Source organism: Thiorhodovibrio litoralis (assembly GCF_033954455.1).
GTDB lineage: Bacteria > Pseudomonadota > Gammaproteobacteria > Chromatiales > Chromatiaceae > Thiorhodovibrio > Thiorhodovibrio litoralis.
This window is the reverse complement of the sequence record NZ_CP121473.1, coordinates 4,445,906-4,470,039: the sequence shown is the minus strand read 5'-3', so window position 1 is coordinate 4,470,039 and position 24,134 is coordinate 4,445,906. Positions and strand designations below refer to the sequence as shown.

Below are 24,134 nucleotides of genomic sequence, written 5' to 3'. Positions count from 1 at the left end.
GCGGGGCAGAATGCGCGGGTATTGCCCCGGAGCTTGAATCTGTGGGCTTTACTTTAGCAGCATTTGTCGTTGAGGTGCTTGCGCGTTTCCGGTTTTCGGCTGCCGCCTCGCTTGCTGCGGATGGCCGAGTTCGAGCAGTCGCAAGCCCAAACCATATTGAGCGCCGGCGTGCCCGGCATCGGCACCAAGGATGAGCGCGCGATCCTGGTCCGTGAGCGCAAAGCGGTTCCATTCCAAGGCGCAGTCAATGTCGATGCGCGTGCGCATCTGGCCCTTGGTCTGGCCGAGGGTTTCAGTGGAGCCCGGGTGTTCGCGAATGCGACGCCACAGGCTTGAGCGACTCAGGCCGGTGATGGCCTTGGCTGTATCGAAGTGGATGGTCTGCATCCAAAACTCCCGGCGCTGGGGCTAAAGCCCAAGCTCCGCCACCTGCCGCTGCGCGATCGGATGGCCATGCGCGGCGGCCTGTTTGATCCACTCAGTGGCCTGGGCTTCGTCTTGCTCCACCCCCTCGCCGCGCGCATAGAGCTTGCCGAGCCATTGCATGGCATCGGCCACGCCCGCGTGCGCCGCTCGTTGCAACCACTCCACGGCCAGCGTCTCGCGCCCATTTTCCAGCAGCCACAGGCCAAACTCGCATTCTGCCTCCGGCGCGCCCGCATCCGCGTCCAGGATCATTGCATAGTCATCCGCAGGAAGTTCCAGCTGCGCGATCCGCAGCACGCCGTCGAAATCCACCAGGGTTTTCACCTCGCTCTCTTGCATTTCTGTGTTTAATTTGCCGTTTTCGATTTAGCGCCACAGGGTTCTCTTGGTCAATCCTGTCACGGCAGCCGCTGTTTTCAGACAGATAGCAGGCATTGATTCGCTCCTCACGCGAGTTTGGTATGGTCAAACATTCCCTTGCAACAGCAGGCTATGAACTCGCCGGCCACTCATCCCCCGCAAGCGGCGGGGCGTCTGGAACCTGATCGAGCAGGTGCAGGAAATCCTCGCGCCGGCCCTTGGCGGCCTCGGTGCGCAAATAATCGAGGGTCAGCACGGCGGCCATTTTCTCGGCGGCGGCGCTGGCGATGAACTGGTTGACGGAGATCTCATCCCGAGCCGCCAGTTCTTTGATGGTTTGATGGACGGAATTGGGCAAACGGACGGTCAGTGCGCTCATGGAAATAGATCCTCAAGTGATCGGCGCCTCAAGAAAGTCGAGAAACTGCGCCGGTGTGACGGCCTGGATGCTGAATGACTCGGCCCGCCGAAAGTCGCTCAGATTGTGCGTGACGATGAAACGGCTACCCGAGGCCATGGCGCATTCAAGCACCATGTCGTCATTGGGGTCGCGCAGCACTGGACGCCACAGATAGTAGATGTCTTGGCGATGTGCAATCGATGCCAGATAACGCAGAAACGCCAGCACCTGTGCCGGCGTAACGTCAGTCGGCATATGCTCGGGCCGCGTTAGCACCGCTTGCCATTCCGTATAAAGTGTGACCGAGAGTGCGATGCGAAAGCGTGGATCGGGCAGGCTTCGCAACAAAGCATGGCTGGCGCCGACACGGGAGCGCAAGGCAGCTACGAGGACGGATGTGTCGATAACGATCTTCATGGTTATACCAGAATAACCAAAGCAGGGTTCCAGAACAAGACCGTCAAGGCCCTTGGGGGCCAGCGATCCCCCCATGTCACACCCTTACCCATACCATTACCCATATCTCCCCGCCCCAGCGTCGTCCGGGGCTGGACACAGCTCCCGAGTTCTGCTGAGATGCCCTTTCATCTTCAGCAAGGGGACGGGAGACCATGGACCAAGCGATTCCAAGCCGTTTATGTGGGCGCCCTTTCAACGAGACCGACTTAGCGCGCATTCGCCAGGAGATCGCGCTGGCGCAGCCGCCGCTGCGCGCGGAGATCGCTCGGCGGGTGTGCCGCGCGCTGGAGTGGACCGATATCCAAGGCCGCCCCAAGCTCATGAGTGCCCGGGTGGGACTGCTGCGGTTGCATCGTGCCGGGCTCATTGTGCTGCCGCCACCGACCTGCGGCAATGGCAATGGGCGGCGCTTCGTCCCGCGCCCCGAGTCCCGGCCCGAACCGATCCCAGTGTCCGTCCCGCTGCGCGCGCTCAGCGGCTTGCGCCTGGCGCGCGTTGATGATCGAAGGGCCTCGCAATTATGGAACGGCCTGATCGAGCGCTACCACTACCTCGGCTACAGTCCCCTGCCTGGTGCGCAGCTGCGCTACCTGATCCAGTGGGATGGCGGTCTGCTCGGCGCCATCGGCTTTGGCGCGGCGGCCTGGAAAGTCGCTGCCCGCGACCGCTGGATTGGCTGGACGCCCGCGCAGCGCCAAGCACACCTGGGACGGGTGCTCAACAACGCCCGCTTCCTCATCCTGCCCTGGGTGCAGGTCAAACACCTCGCCTCCAAGGTGCTGTCCTTGGCCGCGCGGCAAGTCAGTGTCGACTTTCCCGCCCGCTATGGCGAGCGTCTGGTGCTGCTGGAGACCTTTGTCGAGACCCCACGCTTTGCCGGGACCTGTTACCGTGCCGCCAACTGGCACGACTTGGGCGAAACCACCGGGCGCGGCAAGTGCGACCGCACCCATCGGGCCGCGCTGCCGCGCAAGGCGATCTATGTCTACCCGCTGGCGGCGGACTTCCGCGCCGCCCTGGGGGTGGTGGCATGATCGCGCTGGCCTCTGAACTGCAGGACATCTCTCTGGGCGACAAGCGCCTGAATCATCGCGCCCAACAGGTGCTTGAAACCCTCGGCGCCAAGCCGACACAAAGTATTCCCGGGGCTTGCAACGGTTGGTATGAGACCCGGGCCGCCTATCGCTTTTTCGATCATCCCACGGTCACCGCCGAGCAGATCCTCGCACCCCATTTTGCTTGTACCGAAGAACGTCCGCGCGAGCATCCGCGGGTGCTGTGTATCCAAGATACCAGCGAGCTGGACTATACCATACCATTACCCATATCTCCCCGCCCCAGCGTCGTCCGGGGCTGGACACAGCTCCCGAGTTCTGCTGAGATGCCCTTTCATCTTCAGCAAGGGGACGGGAGACCATGGACCAAGCGATTCCAAGCCGTTTATGTGGGCGCCCTTTCAACGAGACCGACTTAGCGCGCATTCGCCAGGAGATCGCGCTGGCGCAGCCGCCGCTGCGCGCGGAGATCGCTCGGCGGGTGTGCCGCGCGCTGGAGTGGACCGATATCCAAGGCCGCCCCAAGCTCATGAGTGCCCGGGTGGGACTGCTGCGGTTGCATCGTGCCGGGCTCATTGTGCTGCCGCCACCGACCTGCGGCAATGGCAATGGGCGGCGCTTCGTCCCGCGCCCCGAGTCCCGGCCCGAACCGATCCCAGTGTCCGTCCCGCTGCGCGCGCTCAGCGGCTTGCGCCTGGCGCGCGTTGATGATCGAAGGGCCTCGCAATTATGGAACGGCCTGATCGAGCGCTACCACTACCTCGGCTACAGTCCCCTGCCTGGTGCGCAGCTGCGCTACCTGATCCAGTGGGATGGCGGTCTGCTCGGCGCCATCGGCTTTGGCGCGGCGGCCTGGAAAGTCGCTGCCCGCGACCGCTGGATTGGCTGGACGCCCGCGCAGCGCCAAGCACACCTGGGACGGGTGCTCAACAACGCCCGCTTCCTCATCCTGCCCTGGGTGCAGGTCAAACACCTCGCCTCCAAGGTGCTGTCCTTGGCCGCGCGGCAAGTCAGTGTCGACTTTCCCGCCCGCTATGGCGAGCGTCTGGTGCTGCTGGAGACCTTTGTCGAGACCCCACGCTTTGCCGGGACCTGTTACCGTGCCGCCAACTGGCACGACTTGGGCGAAACCACCGGGCGCGGCAAGTGCGACCGCACCCATCGGGCCGCGCTGCCGCGCAAGGCGATCTATGTCTACCCGCTGGCGGCGGACTTCCGCGCCGCCCTGGGGGTGGTGGCATGATCGCGCTGGCCTCTGAACTGCAGGACATCTCTCTGGGCGACAAGCGCCTGAATCATCGCGCCCAACAGGTGCTTGAAACCCTCGGCGCCAAGCCGACACAAAGTATTCCCGGGGCTTGCAACGGTTGGTATGAGACCCGGGCCGCCTATCGCTTTTTCGATCATCCCACGGTCACCGCCGAGCAGATCCTCGCACCCCATTTTGCTTGTACCGAAGAACGTCTGCGCGAGCATCCGCGGGTGCTGTGTATCCAAGATACCAGCGAGCTGGACTATACAACCAAAAAAGGCATTGTCGGTCTTGGGCCACTGAACTTTGAGAGCCGCTATGGGATGTACATCCATCCCACCTTGGCGGTCACGCCCGAGCGCCTCGCGCTGGGGCTGCTGGATTTGCACACTTTTGTGCGCGAGCCCGGTAGCCTGGGCCAGGACAAAGACTCGCGCCGCCCACTGGAGGAGAAAGAAAGCGTGCGCTGGGTCGATGGCTACGCGCGCGTCAATGCGCTGGCCGAGGAACTGAGCGACACGCGCTTGACCTATGTTGCCGATCGCGAGGGCGACATCTACGACCTGTTTGTTGAAGCGCCCATCCCCGAGAACAGCGCCGATTGGCTGGTACGGGTGCAGCATCGCGACCGCTGCTTGGCCGATGGCAGAAAGCTCAATGAGGCCCTGGACGCCGCTGCGGTGCTCACCGAGATCACCTTCGAGCGTCCCGCCACCAAGGGGGCCAAAGCACGCCAGGTCAAGCAGGAGATCAAGGTGGTGCGCGTGACCCTGAAGGCACCCTGGCGCCCGGATCGCACCTTGCCCGATGTCACGGTCACGGCCTTGCTCGCCACCGAGGTCAATCCACCCGCCGGCGAGGAGCCACTCAACTGGCTGTTGCTGACCAATCTGGCGGTGCAGAGCGCCGAGGAGGCCATCGAGACGCTCTCCTGGTATCTTTGCAGGTGGCAAGTGGAGATTTTTTTCCGGATCTTAAAAAGTGGCTGCCGCATCGAGGAGCTGCAGCTCGAGACGCGCGAGCGCCTGGAGCCGGCGCTCGCTTTGTACATGATCATCGCGTGGCGGGTGCTGTACCTGACCATGCTCGGGCGCGAGTGCCCGGAGTTGCCTTGCGATGCGGTCTTTGCCGAGGAGGAATGGAAGGCGGTCTATCTGGTCACCCAGAAACAAGCGCCACCCGAGCAGCCGCCCTCGCTCGATACCATGGTGCGCATGGTCGCCTCCCTGGGCGGCTTTCTCAACCGCAAATCCGATGGGTTCCCGGGACCGAAGACGCTCTGGATTGGGTTGCAGCGCATCCCCGATTTTGTCATGGCGCTGGAGGCTTACCGCAGCGTCAGGGATAGTTATGGGTAATGGTATGGGACTATACAACCAAAAAAGGCATTGTCGGTCTTGGGCCACTGAACTTTGAGAGCCGCTATGGGATGTACATCCATCCCACCTTGGCGGTCACGCCCGAGCGCCTCGCGCTGGGGCTGCTGGATTTGCACACTTTTGTGCGCGAGCCCGGTAGCCTGGGCCAGGACAAAGACTCGCGCCGCCCACTGGAGGAGAAAGAAAGCGTGCGCTGGGTCGATGGCTACGCGCGCGTCAATGCGCTGGCCGAGGAACTGAGCGACACGCGCTTGACCTATGTTGCCGATCGCGAGGGCGACATCTACGACCTGTTTGTTGAAGCGCCCATCCCCGAGAACAGCGCCGATTGGCTGGTACGGGTGCAGCATCGCGACCGCTGCTTGGCCGATGGCAGAAAGCTCAATGAGGCCCTGGACGCCGCCCCGGTGCTCACCGAGATCACCTTCGAGCGTCCCGCCACCAAGGGGGCCAAAGCACGCCAGGTCACGCAGGAGATCAAGGTGGTGCGCGTGACCCTGAAGGCACCCTGGCGCCCGGATCGCACCTTGCCCGATGTCACGGTCACGGCTTTGCTGGCCACCGAGGTCAATCCGCCCGCCGGCGAGGAGCCACTCAACTGGCTGTTGCTGACCAATCTGGCGGTGCAGAGCGCCCAAGAGGCCATCGAGACGCTCTCCTGGTATCTTTGCAGGTGGCAAGTGGAAATTTTTTTCCGGATCTTAAAAAGTGGCTGCCGCATCGAGGAGCTGCAGCTCGAGACGCGCGAGCGCCTGGAGCCGGCGCTCGCTTTGTACATGATCATCGCGTGGCGGGTGCTGTACCTGACCATGCTCGGGCGCGAGTGCCCGGAGTTGCCTTGCGATGCGGTCTTTGCCGAGGAGGAATGGAAGGCGGTCTATCTGGTCACCCAGAAACAAGCGCCACCCGAGCAGCCGCCCTCGCTCGATACCATGGTGCGCATGGTCGCCTCCCTGGGCGGCTTTCTCAACCGCAAATCCGATGGGTTCCCGGGACCGAAGACGCTCTGGATTGGGTTGCAGCGCATCCCCGATTTTGTCATGGCGCTGGAGGCTTACCGCAGCGTCAGGGATAGTTATGGGTAATGGTATGACCCTTACCCCCCTGTGGCAGGGGTGTGACAGGGGGTGTGACTGTCACACCTTCACCCCTGTGACAGCCTGCCCGCCCGCGTCCGTCCAAGCGAGTGACGGCTTGGGTTTTTGGCGCAGTTGCCTTTTCTTTTCAATCGATTAGCCGCTTTCCACCAAAGTTGGCCTGAATCCTGATACTCCGGTCGTCGAGAGCGGAACCCATCCCGCTCCGATCTCCCTCTGATGGGCGATGTCAATGTCTTTCTATTCACTGCACTGGAGCAGATCATGAAAAAGTATCAACAAGGTTTTACTTTGATCGAACTGATGATCGTTGTGGCGATCATTGGTATTTTGGCGGCGATTGCTTTGCCGGCTTATCAGGATTATATCATTAAGGCCAAAATGGCCGAACCAATTCTTGCTACCAGTCAATGCCGAACGACAATAGCTGAAGTTTATCAAACGGCCAATGCTGGTGATACACCCGGTGCGAATGGTTGGGGATGCGGTGAAGGTACTACGACAACGCAATACGTCAGCTCTATCGCAACAGATGCGAATGGCGTGGTTACTGTTACAGTACAGGGAATTGACGCAGCAGTTGATACAATGACTATTGATCTAGTTCCTGAATCATCAGTTGGAACGCCTGCAACAATCGCTGATTTCCCTGCTCAGCTTAGTGGATTTGCTTGCGGTCCAGGGGCTACCAATGGAGTTCCAGTCAAATATCTTCCTGGCTCGTGCCGTTAAGTTAATTGGGAGCTAAAAGGGTTAAGAGCTAAATGGGGCCAGATTGGATTTAATTGCCAAGCCACCCCAGCGGGGCGCAGCCTAAGCGCAACCCGGCGCGGCTGACCCCTCGGGCACGGACGCCCACAGCCCAAGACAACCCCGCTCCCGACTCCTCGGGGCGGGGTTTTTCGTGCCGGCTTGACGTGGGCAACGCGCAATGCCTTGATTGAAAAGTGAAAAAAATTGCCTGGCTCGAACTGTTTCCTAGCCCCAACCTACTGCCCCACAACCACCGCCCGATGATCCGACCCCATCCACCGCTCACCTGATACCGGCGGCACCATCGCCGCCGAAAACTCGCCCGGCCCCGCCACCAGCACATGATCAATCGCCCCGCCGGGGAAATGGCGCAGCACATAGGTTGAATCCAGCTCCGCTGACAGCAGCCGCGCGCTCGGGTCCATGCCTAGCAGCAGGGCGATGCTGTCGTCATAGCCATCAAGCCCGCCAGTTCCACAAATCCCCTCACAGCGCCCATCACTCGGGGCGCAATCCTCGCCAGGATCAGTACCGACGCGCAGCGACCGCCCGGGCGCCTGGATGTTGAAGTCCCCGGCAACGATCACCGTGCGACCATCGGCGATTGCCGCGGCGGAATCCTCCGCCAGTCCGACCGCTTGAATCTCGCGCTGCCGTGCATTGTCCAAATCCTTGGTCGTGCAGTTCTCCCCGCGCGACGACTTCCAGTGCACCGTATAGACCGACCAGCCGTTCGCCAGGTCGGCGCGGAGAAAACCGCGCCAAGGGGGCGCCTTGCTCGGGCTCTCATTGATGAGGAGCTCCGCGCTGGCGATGTCGGGAGCCGAGCGCCGCGAAATTCACCGGGCGGGAGCTGCATACCCTGTGCCCGTCTGATGTTACTGGATACATTGCCGACAGGCGCGGCACTGGGGCAAGCCCCGCCACGGTCAACCGCGAGCTCTCGTTGCTGTCCAGCTCGCTGAACTGGGCGCGGCGCGCGCTTGAGTGGGACATCCCGAGCCCGGTACTTGGGCGCAAGTTGCGCGAGCCCGAGGGTCGCGTGCGCTGGCTGTCCTACGCCGAGGCCGACCAGCTGCTTGCAGCAGCCCGAGGCGGGCCCAATGCTGCGCACCTTGGCGACTTCATTCAGCTAGCGCTGAATATCGGATGCAGGCGGGGGGAGTTATTGGGCCTGGAATGGGAGAGGGTTGACCTCAATCGCCGGACAATACCGATGGCTCGCCAATTCGCGGCATTAAGCGCTCGCTTGCGACCGCCTGCCGGCGTGCAGGGATCTCCGACTTCCGTATCCACGATCTCCGGCACACCTGCGCCGCCTGGCTGGTGACATCCGGATTCCCGCTGACAGTGATCCGCGACCTGCTGGGTCACAGCTCTGTGACGATGACGGAAAGATATGCTCACCTGGCCCCTGATCGCGTTCGCTCCGCAGTCGCCCAGCTCGACCTCGCGCCACGTTCTAGTCACGGCGCCCAAGAAACCGCAACAAAGGAGATTGGCTAAGTGATTGGTTTTAATGGTCGGGGTGAGAGGATTCGAACCTCCGGCCCCTGCCTCCCGAAGGCAGTGCTCTACCAGGCTGAGCTACACCCCGATGATCGTCTTTGGGTCACGGCAATTGCGGTTTGGGCGGTGCCGGTATTGGTCGTCTCGCGGTCTTGGGTCTTTCTGTCCTGGGCCATGCGGTTTTGGGCTGTTGCTAATCAGAGTCGCCATGGTGCCAGGGCCGAACGGTTGCTGCTTAGTAGGTGCGGCTGACGGCGAAGTCGGCCGTCGTGAGCAGCGAGTTGCGGCTGTCGGACTCGGGCAGGATCGCTAACGCGTCTCGGGCAGACTGCGCGTGGGACCGTGCGAGCGAGACAGTATACTCCAGTGCTTCGGTGGCGACAATGGTGGCGCCGACTTGGTCCATTTGGTCGCGGCCGCCGGTCTCGATGGCTTGGCGCAGGATGTTGCGTTGGTCTTCGGTGCCGACTTCCATCGCGCGGATGACGGGCAGGGTGGGTTTGCCCTCGGCGAGGTCGTCGCCGATGTTTTTGCCGATGGTTTCTTGGTCGGAGCCGTAGTCGAGGGCGTCGTCAACGAGTTGGAAGGCGATGCCGAGATGCAGACCGTAGGCGGCCAGCGCGTCTTCGGTCTCGCGCGGGGTTTCTGCGAGCACGGCGCCGAGGCGGGCGCCGGCCTCAAACAGGGTGGCGGTCTTGCGCTCGATGACTTCCATGTAGCGGGCTTCTGTCGTGTCTGGGTCGTGGGTGTTGAGCAGTTGCAACACTTCGCCCTCGGAGATGCGGTTGGTGGCGTGAGCGAGCACGTCCATGACACGCATCTGACCGACATCGACCATCATCTCGAAGGCGCGCGAGTAGAGGAAATCTCCGACCAACACGCTGGCTTCATTGCCCCAGACGGCGTTGGCGGTTTCGCGATTGCGGCGCAGTTCGGAGCCGTCGACGACGTCGTCGTGCAGCAGGGTGGCGGTGTGAATGAACTCGACGATGGCGGCCATGTCGATGTGGTGCTCGCCGGTGTAGCCGCAGGCGCGCGCGGCGAGCAGCACGAGCAGGGGGCGCAGGCGTTTGCCGCCGCTGCCGACAATGTAGTGGCCGATCTGGTTGATCAGCACTACATCGGATTGCAGGCGTCGGAGAATTAAGCCATCGACGGCTGTGAGGTCGTCCCGGACAGGAGCCCGAATACTGGAGAGATCCATTGAAGCAGTGGGGTCGTAGTAAATACGCGAAAGGATGCTAGGTGCGGGCGCGGGCAGTGTCAAGCAAGCGCGTCAAAGACGGCGGATGAATGACTGTTGGCCCGCGGATGCAATTGCTCGGGTAGGTTGGTTTTCCAAATGTTTTTTGGTTTTTTCGTGTGCGGCGTTGTCATGTGTTCGATGCCTTCCCGAGCGCGTGGTGTTTGCGAGAGGATGCTCATGCTGCCGTGCTGTTCAGTGCCAGTCCGGCAAGGATGCGCTCGCGGTTGCTGAGGTCGCCGATGATCTGGGTGACAGGGGGAGGCAGGCTGCGAACCAGGGTGGGGGTGATTTGTACCAGGTCGTCATAGGCTTCGTTCGGGTGTTCGAAGATGTCGAGCACTTCGAGGTCGAAGTTGTCATCAAGGGTGCCGATGAGTTCCTCGAGCTGCGCGATCAGCGCGCGGCTGCCGGGCGTCATGCCGGTGACATAAAGCTTGAGCTTGATCATGGCGCCCCGGTCGCATCGCCGGCGCTGGGCTCGGCCTTGGGCGAGCTGTCGTCAATATCGTCGCCCAGGATCGCGCGGGTGATGTCGATGATCTGCTGACGCTCCAGGGGCTTGCGCAAGAGTTCAAAAACAATGCCGTCGCGGCGGGCGGCGGCGAGATCATCAAAGAACTCGCGGTGAAAAGCGGTTGCGATGTAGACCAGCTGATCAGGTTTTTTCGCGCGGATGCGTCGGAGTGTTTCCACTCCGTCGATGCCGGGCATGCGCAGGTCCAGGTAGATGAGATCGAAGTCCTCCTGCAGCGCCTGCTCGGCGCCAGCTTCCCCGCAGTCGGCGGTCGCCACCACGTAAGGGGTGCGCCGCAGGGCGAGCTCAAACGCCTGACGCACGGCCGGGTCATCGTCAATGATCAGGATTTTTTTGGCCATAGGTCGTCTGCGTCGGTTCAGGATGAGTCTGGTTTGCGCCGGTGGTTCTTATCAATGGTTCTTAATCAGTGGTTAACATCAAGGGGGTCCACATCAAGGGGGTCCGCATCAGGCGGCAGTCAGCCGGGTTGCGGGCTTTTGTGTGTTTAGGGCGGGCATGGTAGGCGCGCCGTGACGCGGGTGCCTTGACCTTCCGCACTCACGAACTCTAGCGTACCACCATGATCGGCAATGATCGACCAACTTGTGGAGAGACCGAGCCCCGTGCCCTTGCCGGGCGGCTTGGTGGTGAAAAATGGCTCGAAGACGCGCCGCTGCAGCGTCTCGGTCAAACCGACGCCGGTGTCGATGAGGTCGAGCGCGGCCACTTCGCCACGCCGCGCAAAGTGCAGTTGGATGCGCCGCTGCGGACGCTCCGCCACCGCGTCGATCGCGTTGCTGAGCAGATTCACCACCATTTGCTCGAAGCGCTCCGGCTGCAGGCGCAGGCGCTCGAGTTGCGGGTCGAGCTCAAGTTCGAATTGGATCTGATCCCGGTTCAAACGATAGTCGAATAAACGCACCACCCGCTTGATGATGGGTTGGGGGTCAACCTCACGAAACGCATGCACCGGACCGTTATGCTGGCGCGAAAATGCCAGCAGCTCATGCACGATGTTGATGCAGCGGCGGGTTTGCTCCTCGGCATCCTTTAGCACGTCCTGGCGTTCAGCATCGCTCGCATCTTCAGCCAGGCAGAACTGGATGGCATTGATCACACCCATCAGCGGATTGTTTAGCTCGTGGGCCAGGCCGGCGGTCAGCTGTCCGAGCGAGCTGAGCTTTTCCAGTTGCAGCGAGTGCTGGTCGCTGTTTTTTTGCGCAGTGATGTCGGAGGCGATCTCAAAGCGCACTTGGCGTCCGTCCGACCAATGCACGAGCTTGTCTGCGCAGCGATACCAGCGCCCGGTCGCTTGCTGGTGAAATTGCCAGACGTGGCTGTGGGTGCCTTTGCGCTGGCGGATCACATGGTTGGTGCAGAAGGGGCAGGGGAGGGTGCGCCCGTGCATGACTTGGTAGCAGGGCTTGCCGATAGGCGTATCCGGCAGCGATCCGGTGAAGGCGGCATTGGCGTAGAGCAGCTCATAGGTCTCGGGATCGGCGACGTAGATGATCGACTCGATGCCATCAAACAGGCTGCGCAGTTGCGCGCGCTCGGCGTCCAGGACGGTTTGGATGCGCTTGCGCTCGCTGATGTCGCGCAAGAAGGCGTAGAAGCGTCCGCCAAGCAGGTGGCTGTAGCTGGTGCTGACCTCAATCGGCACCAGTCGGCCGTCCTTGTGTCGGTGCGCTGTTTCGAAGTGCTCCTGGTTGCCGTCAATCATGCGCGCCATGCGGGCCTGGACCAAGCGCTCGTCCTCTTTGGCCTCAATCGCGGTGATTGGCTGGCCGATGAGTTCTTCGCGCTGGTAGCCGGTCATGCGGCAATAGCCGGTGTTGACTTCAAGTAGCTCGCCGGCTTGGTTGATGATCCAGAAACCGTCGAGACTGGTGTGCAGCAGCGCGTCGTAGAGCTGATCCGCTTCCTGGCGATCGCGCATGTCCTCAAGCTGGACCAGCAGATACTGGAAGGCTTGCGCACCGTCGCGGATGGCGTGCAGTGCCAGGCGCACCGGCAGCAGATGCCCTTCGCCATGCACCAGTCGGACCTGACGCTGCGCGCCCTTGCGCTCGCCGCGGCGCAGTTGCTCGAGCAGTTGTGCAACGGTGTCGCGGTCCTCGGCGCAAAACAGCTCGACGCACGGCTGTCCGGCCAGTGTTTCTGTGTCCGTGCCCATCAGCTCGGCAAGCGCGGGATTGACGCGTTGCCAGCGCAGCTCGCTGGTGGCCACCGCCATGCCGGTAAAGGCGTCGTTGAAAAAGACCTGAAGCTGGCTGTCGCTTTCCCTGAGCGCCTCAAGCAGCTCGCGCTTTTCGCGCTCTCTGTGATAGCGGCGCAGATAATGCTGGCCGCGTTTGTGCAATGTCAGTAGGCGCATTGCGGCGATGAGGGTGACTATGACAGAGGCGATCATCAGCCCCATCATGATCAGGATACGGTGCGTTGGACCCAGCAGCTGCGCCACCGGTGCCGTGGTGACAACAAGCCAGTTGCTGCCTGGGACTCTGGTCGAGACGCCGAACGCGTGGCGGCCGTCGAGGTCGGTCAGCTCCAGCATGAACATGGTGGCCTTGAGCTCGGGGCGATCACCGAGATCGGCGTCGAAAGGCACTGTTTCGCGGCCGAAGTCCTCGGCGTGCCCGGACTTGGCCAGCAGGTGCGGTGACTCGCCGCCGATGTCAATCAGCCAGCTGGTGCCGTCGATTTCCTGCCGCGACCAGTCATCAAGCAGCGGAAACAGCGCTTGGCGTGGTTGCTTGCCGAGCACCAGAACGCCGGCTAGCTGCGCCCGGCGCCAGGTGTCGAGCTCTTGGACCAGGCTGTCGTTGATGTGCTCAAGACGGTTCTCAGCGTCTAGGCGAGCCTGCTGCATGAGCCAGCGGGAGCCGGCGGTGGCGCCGCTCAGGGTGAGCAGAATCAGACTGGCGACCGCGATCAGGCGCAGCGGATTGACGCGGGTTGCAGGTGGCTCGGTGGAAGCGTCTGGCAGTGGTGGCGCCTTAGGCTGGTGCATGAATAGGTGGCGCATGGCGCTGGCAGGGGTCGGACCGAGCTTCGCGCTGAGCGGCGGTGAGTCCGGCGCTTCGCGCGGCGTGGTGAGCGAGACGGATCAGTTGGTGAGTCCGAGACACTGGCGGAGGCGGTTTTCGTCAGAAAAATCGCCAATCATGCGCGTTTCTGGCGCAGGGCTGCTCTTGATCAGGGTTGGTGTGACCAGAATGCCCAACTGTCGCGCGTTGGTTGGGTCCAGCAAGATGTTCACCAGTTCAAGTTTGTAGTCGTCGCCCAGCACACGCTGGCAAAATGCTTGCACATTCTGCCTGGCGCGAGCGGTGGCGTCACAATCGCCGGAGTGAATCAGGGTGAGGTGATAAATCGGTCTGGCCCTCGCGCGCTTGGATTCGGTTCTTGTTTGTGCCTGTGCCTGTGTCTGTCTCTGTCTCTGTCTCTGTCTCTGTCTCAGTTGGCCGCTTCAAGATCCTCCAGGCGCAGGCCCTGGTGCGTGAACAGGCGGATGCAGACAGCGACGGCTTCGGGATCGTAGTGAGTGCCAGAGCCGCGTTCGATTTCTTCGAGTGCCGCATCCAGGCCCAATGCCTCGCGATAAGGGCGTCTGGAGCTCATCGCATCGACCACGTCGGCAATGGCCAGAATGCGTGACTGCAGCAAAATCTCATCGCCACGCAGACCGCGTGGGTAGCCGGTGCCATCGATGCGCTCATGATGCTGATGCACCATCTCGGCAAGCGGCCAGGGAAAGTCGATCCCGCCAATGATGTCACGTCCGACCGCGCAATGGGTTTTGATCAGCATGAACTCGACATCATTGAGCTTGCCGGGGCGGTTGAGAATTTCTGACGGGATATAAAGCTTGCCGATGTCGTGAATGGTGCCGCCCATGTAGACGCCGTCGACCACGTCTGGTTCGAGCCCCATGGCCTGTGCCATCTCGCGTCCTAGCACGGCAACCCGGCGCTGATGGCCGGCGGTGTAGGGGTCGCGCGTTTCGACCGTGCGGGAGATGGCCTCGATGGTCTGAACCAGTGCCGTGTGAATGCGATCCGCGCTAGCGAGTTTCTCTTTCTCGGCCTGGATGCGGTCGCTCAGGTCACGCAGGGTCAGGACATGCGCGCGGTGCCCTTCCCAGGTGGTTTCCATCGCGTGCAACTCGACCGGAACCAGCTCACCGGTGGCGCGGTGCACATCGAGCTCGCCTTTGTTGCCTTGTGAGGTCAGGCCGAGTGGGAAATCTTCGAGTTCTTCTGCGTTGCGTGCAAGCAGTGTCTGCGCGGCGGGGTTGGCGAAGCGCACCCGGCCGTTGTCATCGGTGATCAGGATGGCGTCCGGATTGCGGTGGATGATCTCATCGATCTGGCGGTTAGACGCGCGTGCGTCGTCGATCAGACGTTCGCGGTCGATGGCCACTCCGATCTGGCGCGCGATGGTCGCGAGCAGTTGCACCAAGTCAGGTGTGAATTCGCGGGGGTGCTCGAGGCTGGCAACGCAAAGCGCCGCCTGGGCGCGCCCTTGAATCGTCACCGGGTAGGCGAGGGCAGCGCGCGCACCGAGCGCGCACAGCGGATCACTCACCGCGTTCGGCGCCGGGCAGTCCGCCAGGCTGGTCTCATGGCCCTTGAGTAGGGCGGCGCCGGCAATGCTGGTCGCGGCATCGAAGGACGCGCTGACCGTTGCGCGCGTCTCGGCGTTGCTTAGCGGCGTAGTCCAGCGATAGCGCAGCAGGCTGCCGTCTTTGGAAGGAAAGGCGATGGCGGCAAAATCCGTCTCGGTCAGGTTGGTGGCGGCATCCAGCGCCTGCTCGACCATGTCGTTCAGTTCCAGTTGGGTCGAGAGATCCTCGGCCACGGCGCGCAGTGTCTCGAGCTGGCGCTCGCGGCGTTTGGTCTCCGTGATATCGACAAAGTCAAAGACCTGACCGAGCGCACGACCGGACTCCGAGCTGCGCAGCAGGGTGCTAACACGCACAGCAACAGCTTGGCCGTCACGGTGGCGCACGACCGCCTCGCTCTGCCAGTTGCCCGCGCTGCGGGTGTGGTGCATGCTGGCTTGAAGATCGAACCCGGGCAGCAAGAAATGCCCGCTCAGTAGCGTTGAATCCGCATTATCAGGCTCGGGTAGGTCAAGCACATCGAGACATTGGCCGAGGATTTCACGGGATGAATAGCCGAAGACCTGCTCGAAGGCAGCATTGATATACTCAACCACGCCAAGATGATCGGTCATACAGACCGCGTCGGGCGAGCGGCTGACGATAGACTCCCAGGTGTGCAGCTGCTCGACTAGCGCCTCGCGCGAGATACCCGGATCGGAATCGGTGGGCTTTGAGCCGGATGTGGCAATGGCTGGGGGCATTAGATAATGGAGTTGTAGCTGGGGAATAGGGGAAGGTTGATTTGCGATGATCTTTTTTGCGCGCTAGTAGCTATCAAAGGATAGTCTATCGACCAGCCAGGCCGCTGACTTTTCGCTACAGAAAACGTGACCGGAGCAGCAGATTACCTTGCCGGACGCGCATTTGGGTGACAACAGATAACGCCTTGAACGAGAGCGGCTATCACCGTATATTAGAAAAATCTAATTTTCTAAGCAGGCAAGCCATCATGCGAATTGTCAAGACGATTTTCCACGGGGTCGGCGTGCTGACGCTGACCGTTCTGGCCGGCGTCGCGATCGCCGGCGATGATGAAAGCGGCGCAAAAACAACCGGCGCGGATACAACCAGCGTGGATGCCCAGGCCGCCGAGCTGGAAACCGCCCCTGTGAGCTACCACGAGGTTGAGCGCGAATACCGGCTCGACGGCGTGGTAGAGGCGGTCAACCGCACCACGGTCTCCGCCCAGACCCAGGGGCTGGTCGAGGAGATATTCTACGACGTGGATGACTTCGTCGAGCGCGGCTCCGTCATCGCCCAGCTGCGCGATACCGAGCACCGCGCTCGGGTCGCTCAGGCGGCGGCGGAGATGAAAGCCGCAGTGGCCCAGCTGGAGCAGGCGCGCGAAGAGCACAGGCGTGTGAAGGGGTTGTATCAAAAGAAAACCGCCTCCGACTCGGAGATGGACAAGGCCGCTGCCGAGCTAAAAAGCGCCGAGGCCGGGCTTGAGGCCACCCAGGCGGCGCTGGAGCAGGCCCAAGAGCAGCTTGCCTACACTCTGATCAAGGCGCCTTACTCCGGGATCGTCAACGAGCGCTTTGTCGAGGTCGGCGAAATGGTCAGCCCCGGCAAACCGGTCATGACCGGCGTCTCGCTGGAGAAGCTGCGGGTCAGTGTCGATGTGCCGCAAAGCGTCATTCCGGCGGTGCGCGAGCAGGGCACGGTGCGGGTCTTCGCGCCCGATGGCAAGCCGGTCGAGACCGGCGCCCTCACGGTCTTCCCCTTCGCGGAGGCCGGCTCCAACAGCTTTGAGGTGCGAGTGGCGCTAGCCGGAGACCATCCGGGGCTGTTTCCCGGCATGTTCGTGAAGACCGTCTTTGTGACTGGCGAAGACACCGAGCTGACCATCCCCGTCGAGGCTGTGGTCTATCGCTCCGAGGTCACCGGTACCTATGTGGTGGATGACAAGGGGCGCATCGGCTTCCGGCTGATTCGTGTGGGGCGCCGGCTCAATGGGTCGCTGCGGGTGCTCTCGGGCCTGACCGAGGGCGAGCAAGTGGCGCTCGATCCCATCGCCGCCGGGGTGGCGCTCAAGGAGCAGTCAGCGGCGCGGGCTGCAGGCAGGAGCCAGGACCATGGCTGACACCGAGCAACTCGGCCTGTCCGGGCGCATCGCCGCCCGCTTTCAGAATACCGAAATCACCCCGCTGTTGGCGCTGGTTGGTCTGCTGCTGGGACTCTTCGCCATCCTGGTCACTCCGCGCGAGGAAGAACCGCAGATCAATGTGACCTTCGCCGATGTGTTTATCCCCTTCCCTGGTGCCTCGGTCAGCGAGGTGGAGCACTTGGTGGCCGGGCCGGCCGAACAGGTGCTCTCGGAGATTAAAGGCATCAAGCACGTCTATTCGGTCTCGCGCCCCGGTATGGCGGTGATCACGGTGCAGTTCGAGGTGGGCGAGGACCGCACCCAGGCCATTGTGCGCCTGTTCAGCAAGGTGTTTGCTAATGAGGACTGGCTGCCGCCCAATCTGGGCGTCGGCCCGCCCATCGTCAAGCCCAAGGGAATCGACGATGTGCCCATTGTGACCGCGACCCTGTGGTCACAGAACCCTGATATTGGCGCCTTTGAACTCGGCCAGGTCGCCCATGCCATCGAGCAGGAACTCAAGCGCGTGCCCGGAACCCGTGATATCTACACGCTCGGCGCGCCGGATCAGATCGTGCATGTGCTGCTCGATCCCCAGGCGTTGACCGGCTTTGGGATTGACTTAAGCGACCTGCGCCGCGCGCTTCAAGCCAATAATCTGATTCGCGACGACATCACCGTGACCGCCGACAATCGCGAGATCGAAGTCCAGGCCGGCACCTTTCTGACCTCCCCCGAGCAGATTGCCGATCTGGTGGTGGGCCTGCATGAGGGACGCCCGGTCTACCTGCGCGATGTCGCCAAGGTGGAGCGCGGGCCGGCCTTCCCGGACGTCTATGTGTGGCTCGGTGCCGGGCCGGACGCCGCGAGCCGCGATCTGGAACTGGCCGGCACCACCCCGGCGGTGACCATCGCCCTGGCCAAGCAGGCGGGTACCAATGCCGTGCAGATCGCCGAGGCGGTCACCGAGCGCTTCGAGCAACTGCAGGGCACCTTCATCCCCGAAGGCGTCGAGGTGCTGATCACCCGCGACTATGGCGACACCGCCGATGCCAAGGCCAGTCGGCTGATCCATGAATTGATCTTTGCGACACTTTCAGTGGTCGCTCTGGTGATGCTCGCGCTGGGCTGGCGTGAGGGCCTGATTGTCGGAGCTGCGGTCATTGTCACCCTGTCGCTGACGCTCTTCGCCTCCTGGGCCTGGGGCTTCACGCTCAACCGGGTGTCGCTGTTTGCGCTGATTTTTTCCATCGGCATTTTGGTCGATGATGCCATCGTGGTGGTGGAAAACATCCACCGCCATCTGGCCATGGGTGGCAAAAAGCTGCTCGAAGCCATCCCGCGCGCGGTCGATGAGGTCGGCAACCCCACCATTCTGGCCACCTTCACGGTGATTGCCGCCCTGCTACCCATGGCCTTCGTCAGCGGCCTGATGGGGCCCTACATGACCCCCATCCCCATCAATGCATCCATCGGCATGTTAATTTCCCAGGTGGTGGCCTTTGTGTTCACGCCCTGGCTGACCTACAAGATCCTCGCGCCCAAGTTCGCTAGCACCTCCGGCGTGCTGACCACCAGCGATCAAGAACATGAGAGCGAGACAAAGCCAGACAATCGGTTACAACGGCTGTTCAACCGCCTGATCAGCCCCTTCCTGCTCGGCGGCAAGGGCAAGCGTAACCGCTGGCTGCTGCTCGGCGGCATTCTGGTGCTCATTGGCTTGTCGCTGTCCCTGGTGGTCAGCCAGGCGGTGATCCTGAAAATGCTCCCCTTTGATAACAAGAGCGAATTTCAGGTGGTCCTCGATATGCCCGAGGGCACTAGCTTGGAGCAGACCGCGCGGGTGCTTGGCGCCATGGGCGAGTATCTGGAAAGCGTCCCCGAGGTCACCGATTATCAGGTCTACACCGGCACGGCCGCGCCCATTAACTTCAACGGTCTGGTGCGCCAGTACTATCTGCGCGAGGGCGCGCACCTAGGCGATATTCAGGTCAATCTGACCGCGAAAGAGGATCGCGAGCGCGCCAGTCATGAGATCGCGCTCGCCGTGCGCGAACCCCTGCAAGAGATCGCGCGGGGCTTCGATGGCAACGCCAAGATTGTCGAGATCCCGCCTGGTCCGCCGGTGCTCGCGCCCCTGGTGGCAGAGGTCTATGGGATCGAATACCCGGGACAGATCGAGATCGCACGTCAGGTGCGCGCGCAATTTGAGGGCACGACAGACATCGTCGATGTCGATGACTCGGTCGAATACCCGGCCGACAAGCTGGTGCTGGTGGTTGATCGCGCCAAGGCCGCACGGCTCGGAGTGGCGCAGAGCAGCATCACCGAGGCACTGGCCACGGTGCTCGACGGCGAGGACATGAGCTACCTGCACGGGGCCAATGTGAAATACGCGGTGCCCATTCGCGTCGAGTATTCCGAGGTCGACAAGGCCGATCTCGACCAGGTGCTGGCGCTGCGGGTGCGCTCTCAGGACAACCACCTGGTGCCACTGTCGGAAATTGTCACAGTGCTCGACACCGAGCGCAGCGCAAGCGTGTATCACAAGGACCTGCTGCCGGTGGTCTATGTGACCGGCGACATGGCCGGTCGCGCCGACAGCCCACTCTACGGCATGTTCGCCATCGCCAGCGCTCTGACCGACTCTCTCGGGCTGACGCAGTGGTACACCGATGCGCCGGAAAATCCTTATGAGTTCAGTCTCAAGTGGGATGGCGAATGGCAGATCACCTACGAGACCTTCCGTGACATGGGACTCGCCTATGGCGTCGGACTGGTGCTGATTTATCTCCTGGTGGTGGGCCAGTTCCGCAGCTACCTGGTCCCACTGATCATCATGGCACCCATTCCGCTCACCATCATCGGCATCCTGCCCGGACATGCGCTGCTTGGCACCCAGTTCACCGCTACCAGCATGATCGGCATGATCGCCCTGGCCGGCATCATCGTGCGCAACTCCATCCTGCTGGTTGACTTCATCAACCTCTCGGTGCGCGATGGCATGGCCTTCGAGGAAGCTGTAGTGAACTCAGCCGTGGTGCGCGCCAAACCTATCGTACTCACCGCCATCTCGGCCATGGCCGGCGCCATGTTTCTGCTCAGCGATCCCATCTTCGCCGGGCTTGCGGTATCGCTGCTCTTCGGCCTGTTCGTCTCCACCCTGCTGACCTTGGTCGTTATCCCGGTGGTCTACTACGGCGCGATGCGCAAGCGGGTGGAGTGGATTCGTACCGCGACGGGTTGACTACAGAAACGGCCTAAAGGACCAATACATCGCGCGAGTATCCAGCAATAGCCTCACGGCATATAGTCCGCGAAATCGGTGAGATGTTCATCGTCGTCCGCGACAATGGTGATGTACCCCTTCCCAAGGCCAGGAGGCAGACGCAGACGGTTTGTGGCGCCGGAGTCTGGCGCAATATCAGCGGCGGATGCTTTCGTTGAGTCCAGTGATCGAGGCTGCTTGACAGACGGCGCCTCACCCGGTAACAAGCGGCCAAGGATCCGACCATTCTCGATGATCCTAACCTCCTCGCCGGGCATCAAATGGTGGAGGAGATCCGGCAGCGTCGCCCGAGCCTCCTGAAGCGAAATGGTTGACATGGTTGGTTTCCTCCATTGGTCAATGCCCAAGCCCTTTTTCGCGCAGCTCGCCCGTGCAGAGGGCTCCCTCAGTCGTTGCTGCCTGGGAGGTTGAGAGTTTACCGCCCTAACGACCGAATCGGGAGATATTCGGGCAGAACGAGCTGCACGCCTTTCTGTTGAGTGCCTCGTGCAATTTCATACGAATCGCTTTGGCATCCAAGACAGCCAGCAGTAAGTTGGCCGTGCGCTGCATCCAGTCCAGGCGAATGACCTGCTTGATGCCGATGGTCAGCTCACCAAGGGCAAGGACCCGGCCAAGGTACGGATCGTGATGGAGTGATGCTACACTTGATCAATCATTTGTACAGATCGGAGTGGTTATGAACGTCATCACCTATTCCAATGCGCGCAATGCCTTGAAAACCGTGCTGGATACCGTGGTGCGCGATGTCGATGTCACCATTATCAGCCGCCGCGACGCTGAAGGCGATGCGGTGGTCATGTCACCGGCACACTACAACAGCCAGATGGAAACCCTGCATCTGCTCTCGACGCCCGCCAATGCCCGGGCGCTGGCCCACGCCATCGAACAGGAGCGCGCCGGTCAAGCGCAACCGCGCACGCTGCTCGATGCGGGTGGTGACTGATTCGTGCGGACGATTGAGTTCGTGCCGGATGCCTGGGATCCCTGCCTGTACCTTTGGATCTCGGCACCTTGTGGTTGTGGCTTCATCAACCGCCGGCCTTGTCGGCGAGGATAATAATATGAGCTTTAGCGTCAGCGTGAAATCCAGGGGAGACAATGCCTACATCGTCTACCCGGAAGGTTCGCTCAATTCGGATACGGCGCCGGGTTTTGAGCGGCAGATCGATGAAGTAATCGCACAGCAGCCGCATCTGATGGTTCTTGATCTGGAGAAACTGAACTACATCAGCAGCGCAGGAATCCGCGTGCTGTTAAAGGCCAAGAAGGACATGAAGGCCATCGACGGTAAGGTCAGTTTCATGCATTTGCAGCCGCCGGTTCGCAAGGTGTTCGATATCATCAATGCCTTGCCGTCTTTGAGCATCTTCGCCAGCATTCAGGAGATGGACGACTATCTCGACGCGATGCAGCAGCAGGTCGGGGGCGGTCAAACGCTCGATGACTGAGCGGTGACGGCATCACGGATGAATGGACGGGAGGATGCCGGTGGCGACGACGTTGCGCACCAGGAGTGCTCAACGCCTTTTGGCATCACGGATGAATGGACTGGGCCGACTGGCTGGCGAGTGGAGATGTGATCACCGGTGCTCAACGCCTTTCGGCAACACGGATGAATGGACTGCTGCCGACTTGTGAGCCGATCCATCGGTTCCCGGTGCTCAACGCCTTTCGGCATCACGGATGAATGGACCTGCTTGTGCGGCATCCAGTTCAGACTGGCGGTTGGGTGCTCAACGCCTTTCGGCATCACGGATGAATGGACTCATCTCCACGGGGATGCCCGATGGGGTGCTACGCGTGCTCAACGCCTTTCGGCATCACGGATGAATGGACGCCGCGACCCAATGCCGCCTCCCTGTGATCCGCACCGTGCTCAACGCCTTTCGGCATCACGGATGAATGGACCTGTACACCAGCGATAGAGAACTTCTGCTGGAAGTGCTCAACGCCTTTCGGCATCACGGATGAATGGACGCCAAGTTCAGATTGGTTCAGGCCCGCTCGGTTCATGGGTGCTCAACGCCTTTCGGCATCACGGATGAATGGACTCCACCAGGTGGGAGAGCCGGGACGCTGATAGATGGGGTGCTCAACGCCTTTCGGCATCACGGATGAATGGACTTTTCCTTTCCTTTCCTTTCCTCTCCTTGCGTCGAGTGTGCTCAACGCCTTTCGGCATCACGGATGAATGGACGCCCTCGAGCGTGATCGGTCGACCGGCCTGGCGGTGTGCTCAACGCCTTTCGGCATCACGGATGAATGGACAGCCTCCTTGCTGGTCTCCTGGGGCAGCACGCGGTGTGGTGCTCAACGCCTTTCGGCATCACGGATGAATGGACGTCGCCGCCAAGGTCGCAGCGAGCATGGCTGCGCAGTGCTCAACGCCTTTCGGCATCACGGATGAATGGACCAAGCCAGCGCCCTCATCCTGGCCGCTGCCGCCCAGTGCTCAACGCCTTTCGGCATCACGGATGAATGGACAGATCCTCATGACTGGCAGGCCCTGGCCCTAACACGTGCTCAACGCCTTTCGGCATCACGGATGAATGGACGCCCGGCAGGAACGAACAGGATCGCGTCTTCGCTGTGCTCAACGCCTTTCGGCATCACGGATGAATGGACTATACCGTCACGGCCACCGACTGCGACGGCCATGGGTGCTCAACGCCTTTCGGCATCACGGATGAATGGACCTTTATCGACACCGCCATCCTCAGTGGCGCCCTGGAGTGCTCAACGCCTTTCGGCATCACGGATGAATGGACTCACCGGCTATAAACCCGCCGGCACCGCCAAGCCGTGCTCAACGCCTTTCGGCATCACGGATGAATGGACCGTTTGCAATAGCTATCCAGGGCCACGCGCATTAGTGCTCAACGCCTTTCGGCATCACGGATGAATGGACCCAAGAATTCAAAAAACCCAGACAAAACAGACGATGTGCTCAACGCCTTTCGGCATCACGGATGAATGGACACATCGCCGAACAACTCGCCAGCCTGACCGGGCAGTGCTCAACGCCTTTCGGCATCACGGATGAATGGACGCCGTTATGCAGACCGCACCGGACGCACCGACCGAGTGCTCAACGCCTTTCGGCATCACGGATGAATGGACCCTCTGCCATAGCGCTGCCATACGCCATACCCGCGTGCTCAACGCCTTTCGGCATCACGGATGAATGGACTGCTCAGAATCCAAAGTGCTTTGGACATGCGCTTATTGTGCTCAACGCCTTTCGGCATCACGGATGAATGGACCTCGACATCTCGACATTCTGGATTTTCCTTTTGAATGTGCTCAACGCCTTTCGGCATCACGGATGAATGGACGTCCAATCCAGCGCCTTGTAAGCGTGCGATGCGGCGTGCTCAACGCCTTTCGGCATCACGGATGAATGGACTCGAAACCGCAGGGGGGCGGCCCCTGAGCTTTCCAGTGCTCAACGCCTTTCGGCATCACGGATGAATGGACCGCTATAGCCTGCAACCAGATCGGTTAGGTAGCCCGGTGCTCAACGCCTTTCGGCATCACGGATGAATGGACATGGACGCCGATCGAACGCTCGCGATGGGTTAGGATGTGCTCAACGCCTTTCGGCATCACGGATGAATGGACTCCCGACGCCATC

General features: G+C 61.5%; 24 protein-coding genes, 1 tRNA gene and 1 CRISPR repeat array (1 of these 26 cut by a window edge). Of the genes, 12 read left to right on the top strand and 13 right to left on the bottom strand.

Annotated elements, in window-relative coordinates; genetic code table 11:
• Positions 1-48 precede the first annotated feature (48 nt).
• From Thiosp_RS20385 to Thiosp_RS20370, 4 genes are all read right to left on the bottom strand, one after another.
• On the bottom strand, positions 49-387 hold the full coding sequence (locus Thiosp_RS20385) for a hypothetical protein (RefSeq protein WP_201068430.1): 339 nt from the start codon (positions 385-387) through the stop codon (positions 49-51).
• Between the two features lie 21 nt (positions 388-408).
• On the bottom strand, positions 409-750 hold the full coding sequence (locus Thiosp_RS20380) for a tetratricopeptide repeat protein (RefSeq protein ID WP_323696676.1): 342 nt from the start codon (positions 748-750) through the stop codon (positions 409-411).
• 166 nt (positions 751-916) lie between these two features.
• Entirely contained in the window at positions 917-1,165 is a 249-nt protein-coding gene (locus Thiosp_RS20375) for a toxin-antitoxin system HicB family antitoxin (RefSeq protein ID WP_201068432.1), read from the bottom strand.
• A gap of 12 nt (positions 1,166-1,177) precedes the next feature.
• Entirely contained in the window at positions 1,178-1,603 is a 426-nt protein-coding gene (locus tag Thiosp_RS20370; RefSeq protein ID WP_201068433.1) for a putative toxin-antitoxin system toxin component, PIN family, read from the bottom strand.
• A 194-nt stretch (positions 1,604-1,797) separates the two neighbouring features.
• Here Thiosp_RS20370 and Thiosp_RS20365 point away from each other — a divergent pair, with 194 nt between their 5' ends.
• The 6 genes from Thiosp_RS20365 to Thiosp_RS20340 all read left to right on the top strand — a co-directional run bounded on the left by Thiosp_RS20365 (position 1,798) and on the right by Thiosp_RS20340 (position 7,160).
• A complete protein-coding gene (locus tag Thiosp_RS20365) occupies positions 1,798-2,679 on the top strand; it encodes a DUF4338 domain-containing protein (RefSeq protein ID WP_323696489.1) in 882 nt (293 codons plus the stop codon).
• Positions 2,676-3,119 (top strand): IS4/Tn5 family transposase DNA-binding protein, encoded by a 444-nt coding sequence (locus Thiosp_RS20360; RefSeq protein ID WP_323696675.1) that lies wholly within the window; start codon positions 2,676-2,678, stop codon positions 3,117-3,119. The genes Thiosp_RS20365 and Thiosp_RS20360 overlap by 4 nt, the downstream gene beginning before the upstream one ends.
• A complete protein-coding gene (locus tag Thiosp_RS20355) occupies positions 3,062-3,943 on the top strand; it encodes a DUF4338 domain-containing protein (RefSeq protein ID WP_323696489.1) in 882 nt (293 codons plus the stop codon). The genes Thiosp_RS20360 and Thiosp_RS20355 overlap by 58 nt, the downstream gene beginning before the upstream one ends.
• Entirely contained in the window at positions 3,940-5,310 is a 1,371-nt protein-coding gene (locus tag Thiosp_RS20350) for an IS4 family transposase (protein WP_323696602.1), read from the top strand. The genes Thiosp_RS20355 and Thiosp_RS20350 overlap by 4 nt, the downstream gene beginning before the upstream one ends.
• On the top strand, positions 5,310-6,416 hold the full coding sequence (locus Thiosp_RS20345) for an IS4 family transposase (RefSeq protein ID WP_323696674.1): 1,107 nt from the start codon (positions 5,310-5,312) through the stop codon (positions 6,414-6,416). The genes Thiosp_RS20350 and Thiosp_RS20345 overlap by 1 nt, the downstream gene beginning before the upstream one ends.
• A 276-nt stretch (positions 6,417-6,692) precedes the next feature.
• Entirely contained in the window at positions 6,693-7,160 is a 468-nt protein-coding gene (locus Thiosp_RS20340) for a pilin (protein WP_201067457.1), read from the top strand.
• 257 nt (positions 7,161-7,417) lie between these two features.
• Here Thiosp_RS20340 and Thiosp_RS20335 read toward each other — a convergent pair whose 3' ends face one another.
• Positions 7,418-7,849 (bottom strand): endonuclease/exonuclease/phosphatase family protein, encoded by a 432-nt coding sequence (locus Thiosp_RS20335; RefSeq protein ID WP_201067455.1) that lies wholly within the window; start codon positions 7,847-7,849, stop codon positions 7,418-7,420.
• Between the two features lie 374 nt (positions 7,850-8,223).
• On the opposite strand from Thiosp_RS20335, the gene Thiosp_RS24855 reads away from it, so the two are divergent.
• A complete protein-coding gene (locus Thiosp_RS24855) occupies positions 8,224-8,511 on the top strand; it encodes a tyrosine-type recombinase/integrase (RefSeq protein ID WP_407702800.1) in 288 nt (95 codons plus the stop codon).
• A complete protein-coding gene (locus tag Thiosp_RS24850; RefSeq protein ID WP_201067459.1) occupies positions 8,409-8,687 on the top strand; it encodes a tyrosine-type recombinase/integrase in 279 nt (92 codons plus the stop codon). Before Thiosp_RS24855 ends, Thiosp_RS24850 begins: the two co-directional genes overlap by 103 nt.
• Before the next feature lie 14 nt (positions 8,688-8,701).
• Here the strand turns inward: Thiosp_RS24850 and Thiosp_RS20330 are convergent.
• From Thiosp_RS20330 to Thiosp_RS20300, 7 genes are all read right to left on the bottom strand, one after another.
• Positions 8,702-8,778 (bottom strand) — tRNA-Pro (locus tag Thiosp_RS20330).
• A 147-nt stretch (positions 8,779-8,925) separates the two neighbouring features.
• Positions 8,926-9,894: a polyprenyl synthetase family protein gene (locus Thiosp_RS20325; protein ID WP_201067453.1), complete on the bottom strand. Its 969-nt coding sequence runs from the start codon at positions 9,892-9,894 to the stop codon at positions 8,926-8,928.
• A gap of 217 nt (positions 9,895-10,111) precedes the next feature.
• A complete protein-coding gene (locus Thiosp_RS20320) occupies positions 10,112-10,384 on the bottom strand; it encodes a circadian clock KaiB family protein (RefSeq protein ID WP_201067451.1) in 273 nt (90 codons plus the stop codon).
• Entirely contained in the window at positions 10,381-10,812 is a 432-nt protein-coding gene (locus Thiosp_RS20315; protein WP_201067449.1) for a response regulator, read from the bottom strand. The genes Thiosp_RS20320 and Thiosp_RS20315 overlap by 4 nt, the downstream gene beginning before the upstream one ends.
• 146 nt (positions 10,813-10,958) lie before the next feature.
• Positions 10,959-13,466 carry a PAS domain S-box protein gene (locus tag Thiosp_RS20310; RefSeq protein WP_201067447.1) on the bottom strand — a complete coding sequence of 836 codons (2,508 nt, stop codon included), beginning with the start codon at positions 13,464-13,466 and terminating at the stop codon, positions 10,959-10,961.
• A gap of 96 nt (positions 13,467-13,562) precedes the next feature.
• On the bottom strand, positions 13,563-13,745 hold the full coding sequence (locus tag Thiosp_RS20305) for a circadian clock KaiB family protein (RefSeq protein WP_323696672.1): 183 nt from the start codon (positions 13,743-13,745) through the stop codon (positions 13,563-13,565).
• A 167-nt stretch (positions 13,746-13,912) separates the two neighbouring features.
• Complete coding sequence (locus Thiosp_RS20300; protein ID WP_201067441.1) at positions 13,913-15,823, bottom strand: HD domain-containing phosphohydrolase; 1,911 nt, start codon at positions 15,821-15,823, stop codon at positions 13,913-13,915.
• Between the two features lie 248 nt (positions 15,824-16,071).
• Between Thiosp_RS20300 and Thiosp_RS20295 the strand changes: the two genes are divergently transcribed.
• Both Thiosp_RS20295 and Thiosp_RS20290 read left to right on the top strand, forming a co-directional pair.
• Positions 16,072-17,205 carry an efflux RND transporter periplasmic adaptor subunit gene (locus tag Thiosp_RS20295; RefSeq protein WP_201067438.1) on the top strand — a complete coding sequence of 378 codons (1,134 nt, stop codon included), beginning with the start codon at positions 16,072-16,074 and terminating at the stop codon, positions 17,203-17,205.
• Entirely contained in the window at positions 17,198-20,455 is a 3,258-nt protein-coding gene (locus Thiosp_RS20290; protein WP_201067435.1) for an efflux RND transporter permease subunit, read from the top strand. Before Thiosp_RS20295 ends, Thiosp_RS20290 begins: the two co-directional genes overlap by 8 nt.
• A gap of 53 nt (positions 20,456-20,508) precedes the next feature.
• On the opposite strand, the gene Thiosp_RS20285 is transcribed toward Thiosp_RS20290, so the two are convergent.
• Positions 20,509-20,814, bottom strand: a complete 306-nt coding sequence (locus Thiosp_RS20285; RefSeq protein ID WP_201067432.1) for a type II toxin-antitoxin system Phd/YefM family antitoxin — start codon at positions 20,812-20,814, stop codon at positions 20,509-20,511.
• 362 nt (positions 20,815-21,176) lie between these two features.
• Here Thiosp_RS20285 and Thiosp_RS20280 point away from each other — a divergent pair, with 362 nt between their 5' ends.
• Both Thiosp_RS20280 and Thiosp_RS24845 read left to right on the top strand, forming a co-directional pair.
• Positions 21,177-21,443, top strand: a complete 267-nt coding sequence (locus tag Thiosp_RS20280; RefSeq protein WP_201067430.1) for a type II toxin-antitoxin system Phd/YefM family antitoxin — start codon at positions 21,177-21,179, stop codon at positions 21,441-21,443.
• 76 nt (positions 21,444-21,519) lie between these two features.
• Positions 21,520-21,948 (top strand): STAS domain-containing protein, encoded by a 429-nt coding sequence (locus tag Thiosp_RS24845; RefSeq protein WP_407702744.1) that lies wholly within the window; start codon positions 21,520-21,522, stop codon positions 21,946-21,948.
• Between the two features lie 65 nt (positions 21,949-22,013).
• Positions 22,014-24,134: a CRISPR direct-repeat array (repeat unit 36 nt; unit sequence GTGCTCAACGCCTTTCGGCATCACGGATGAATGGAC) (it continues 772 nt past the right edge of the window).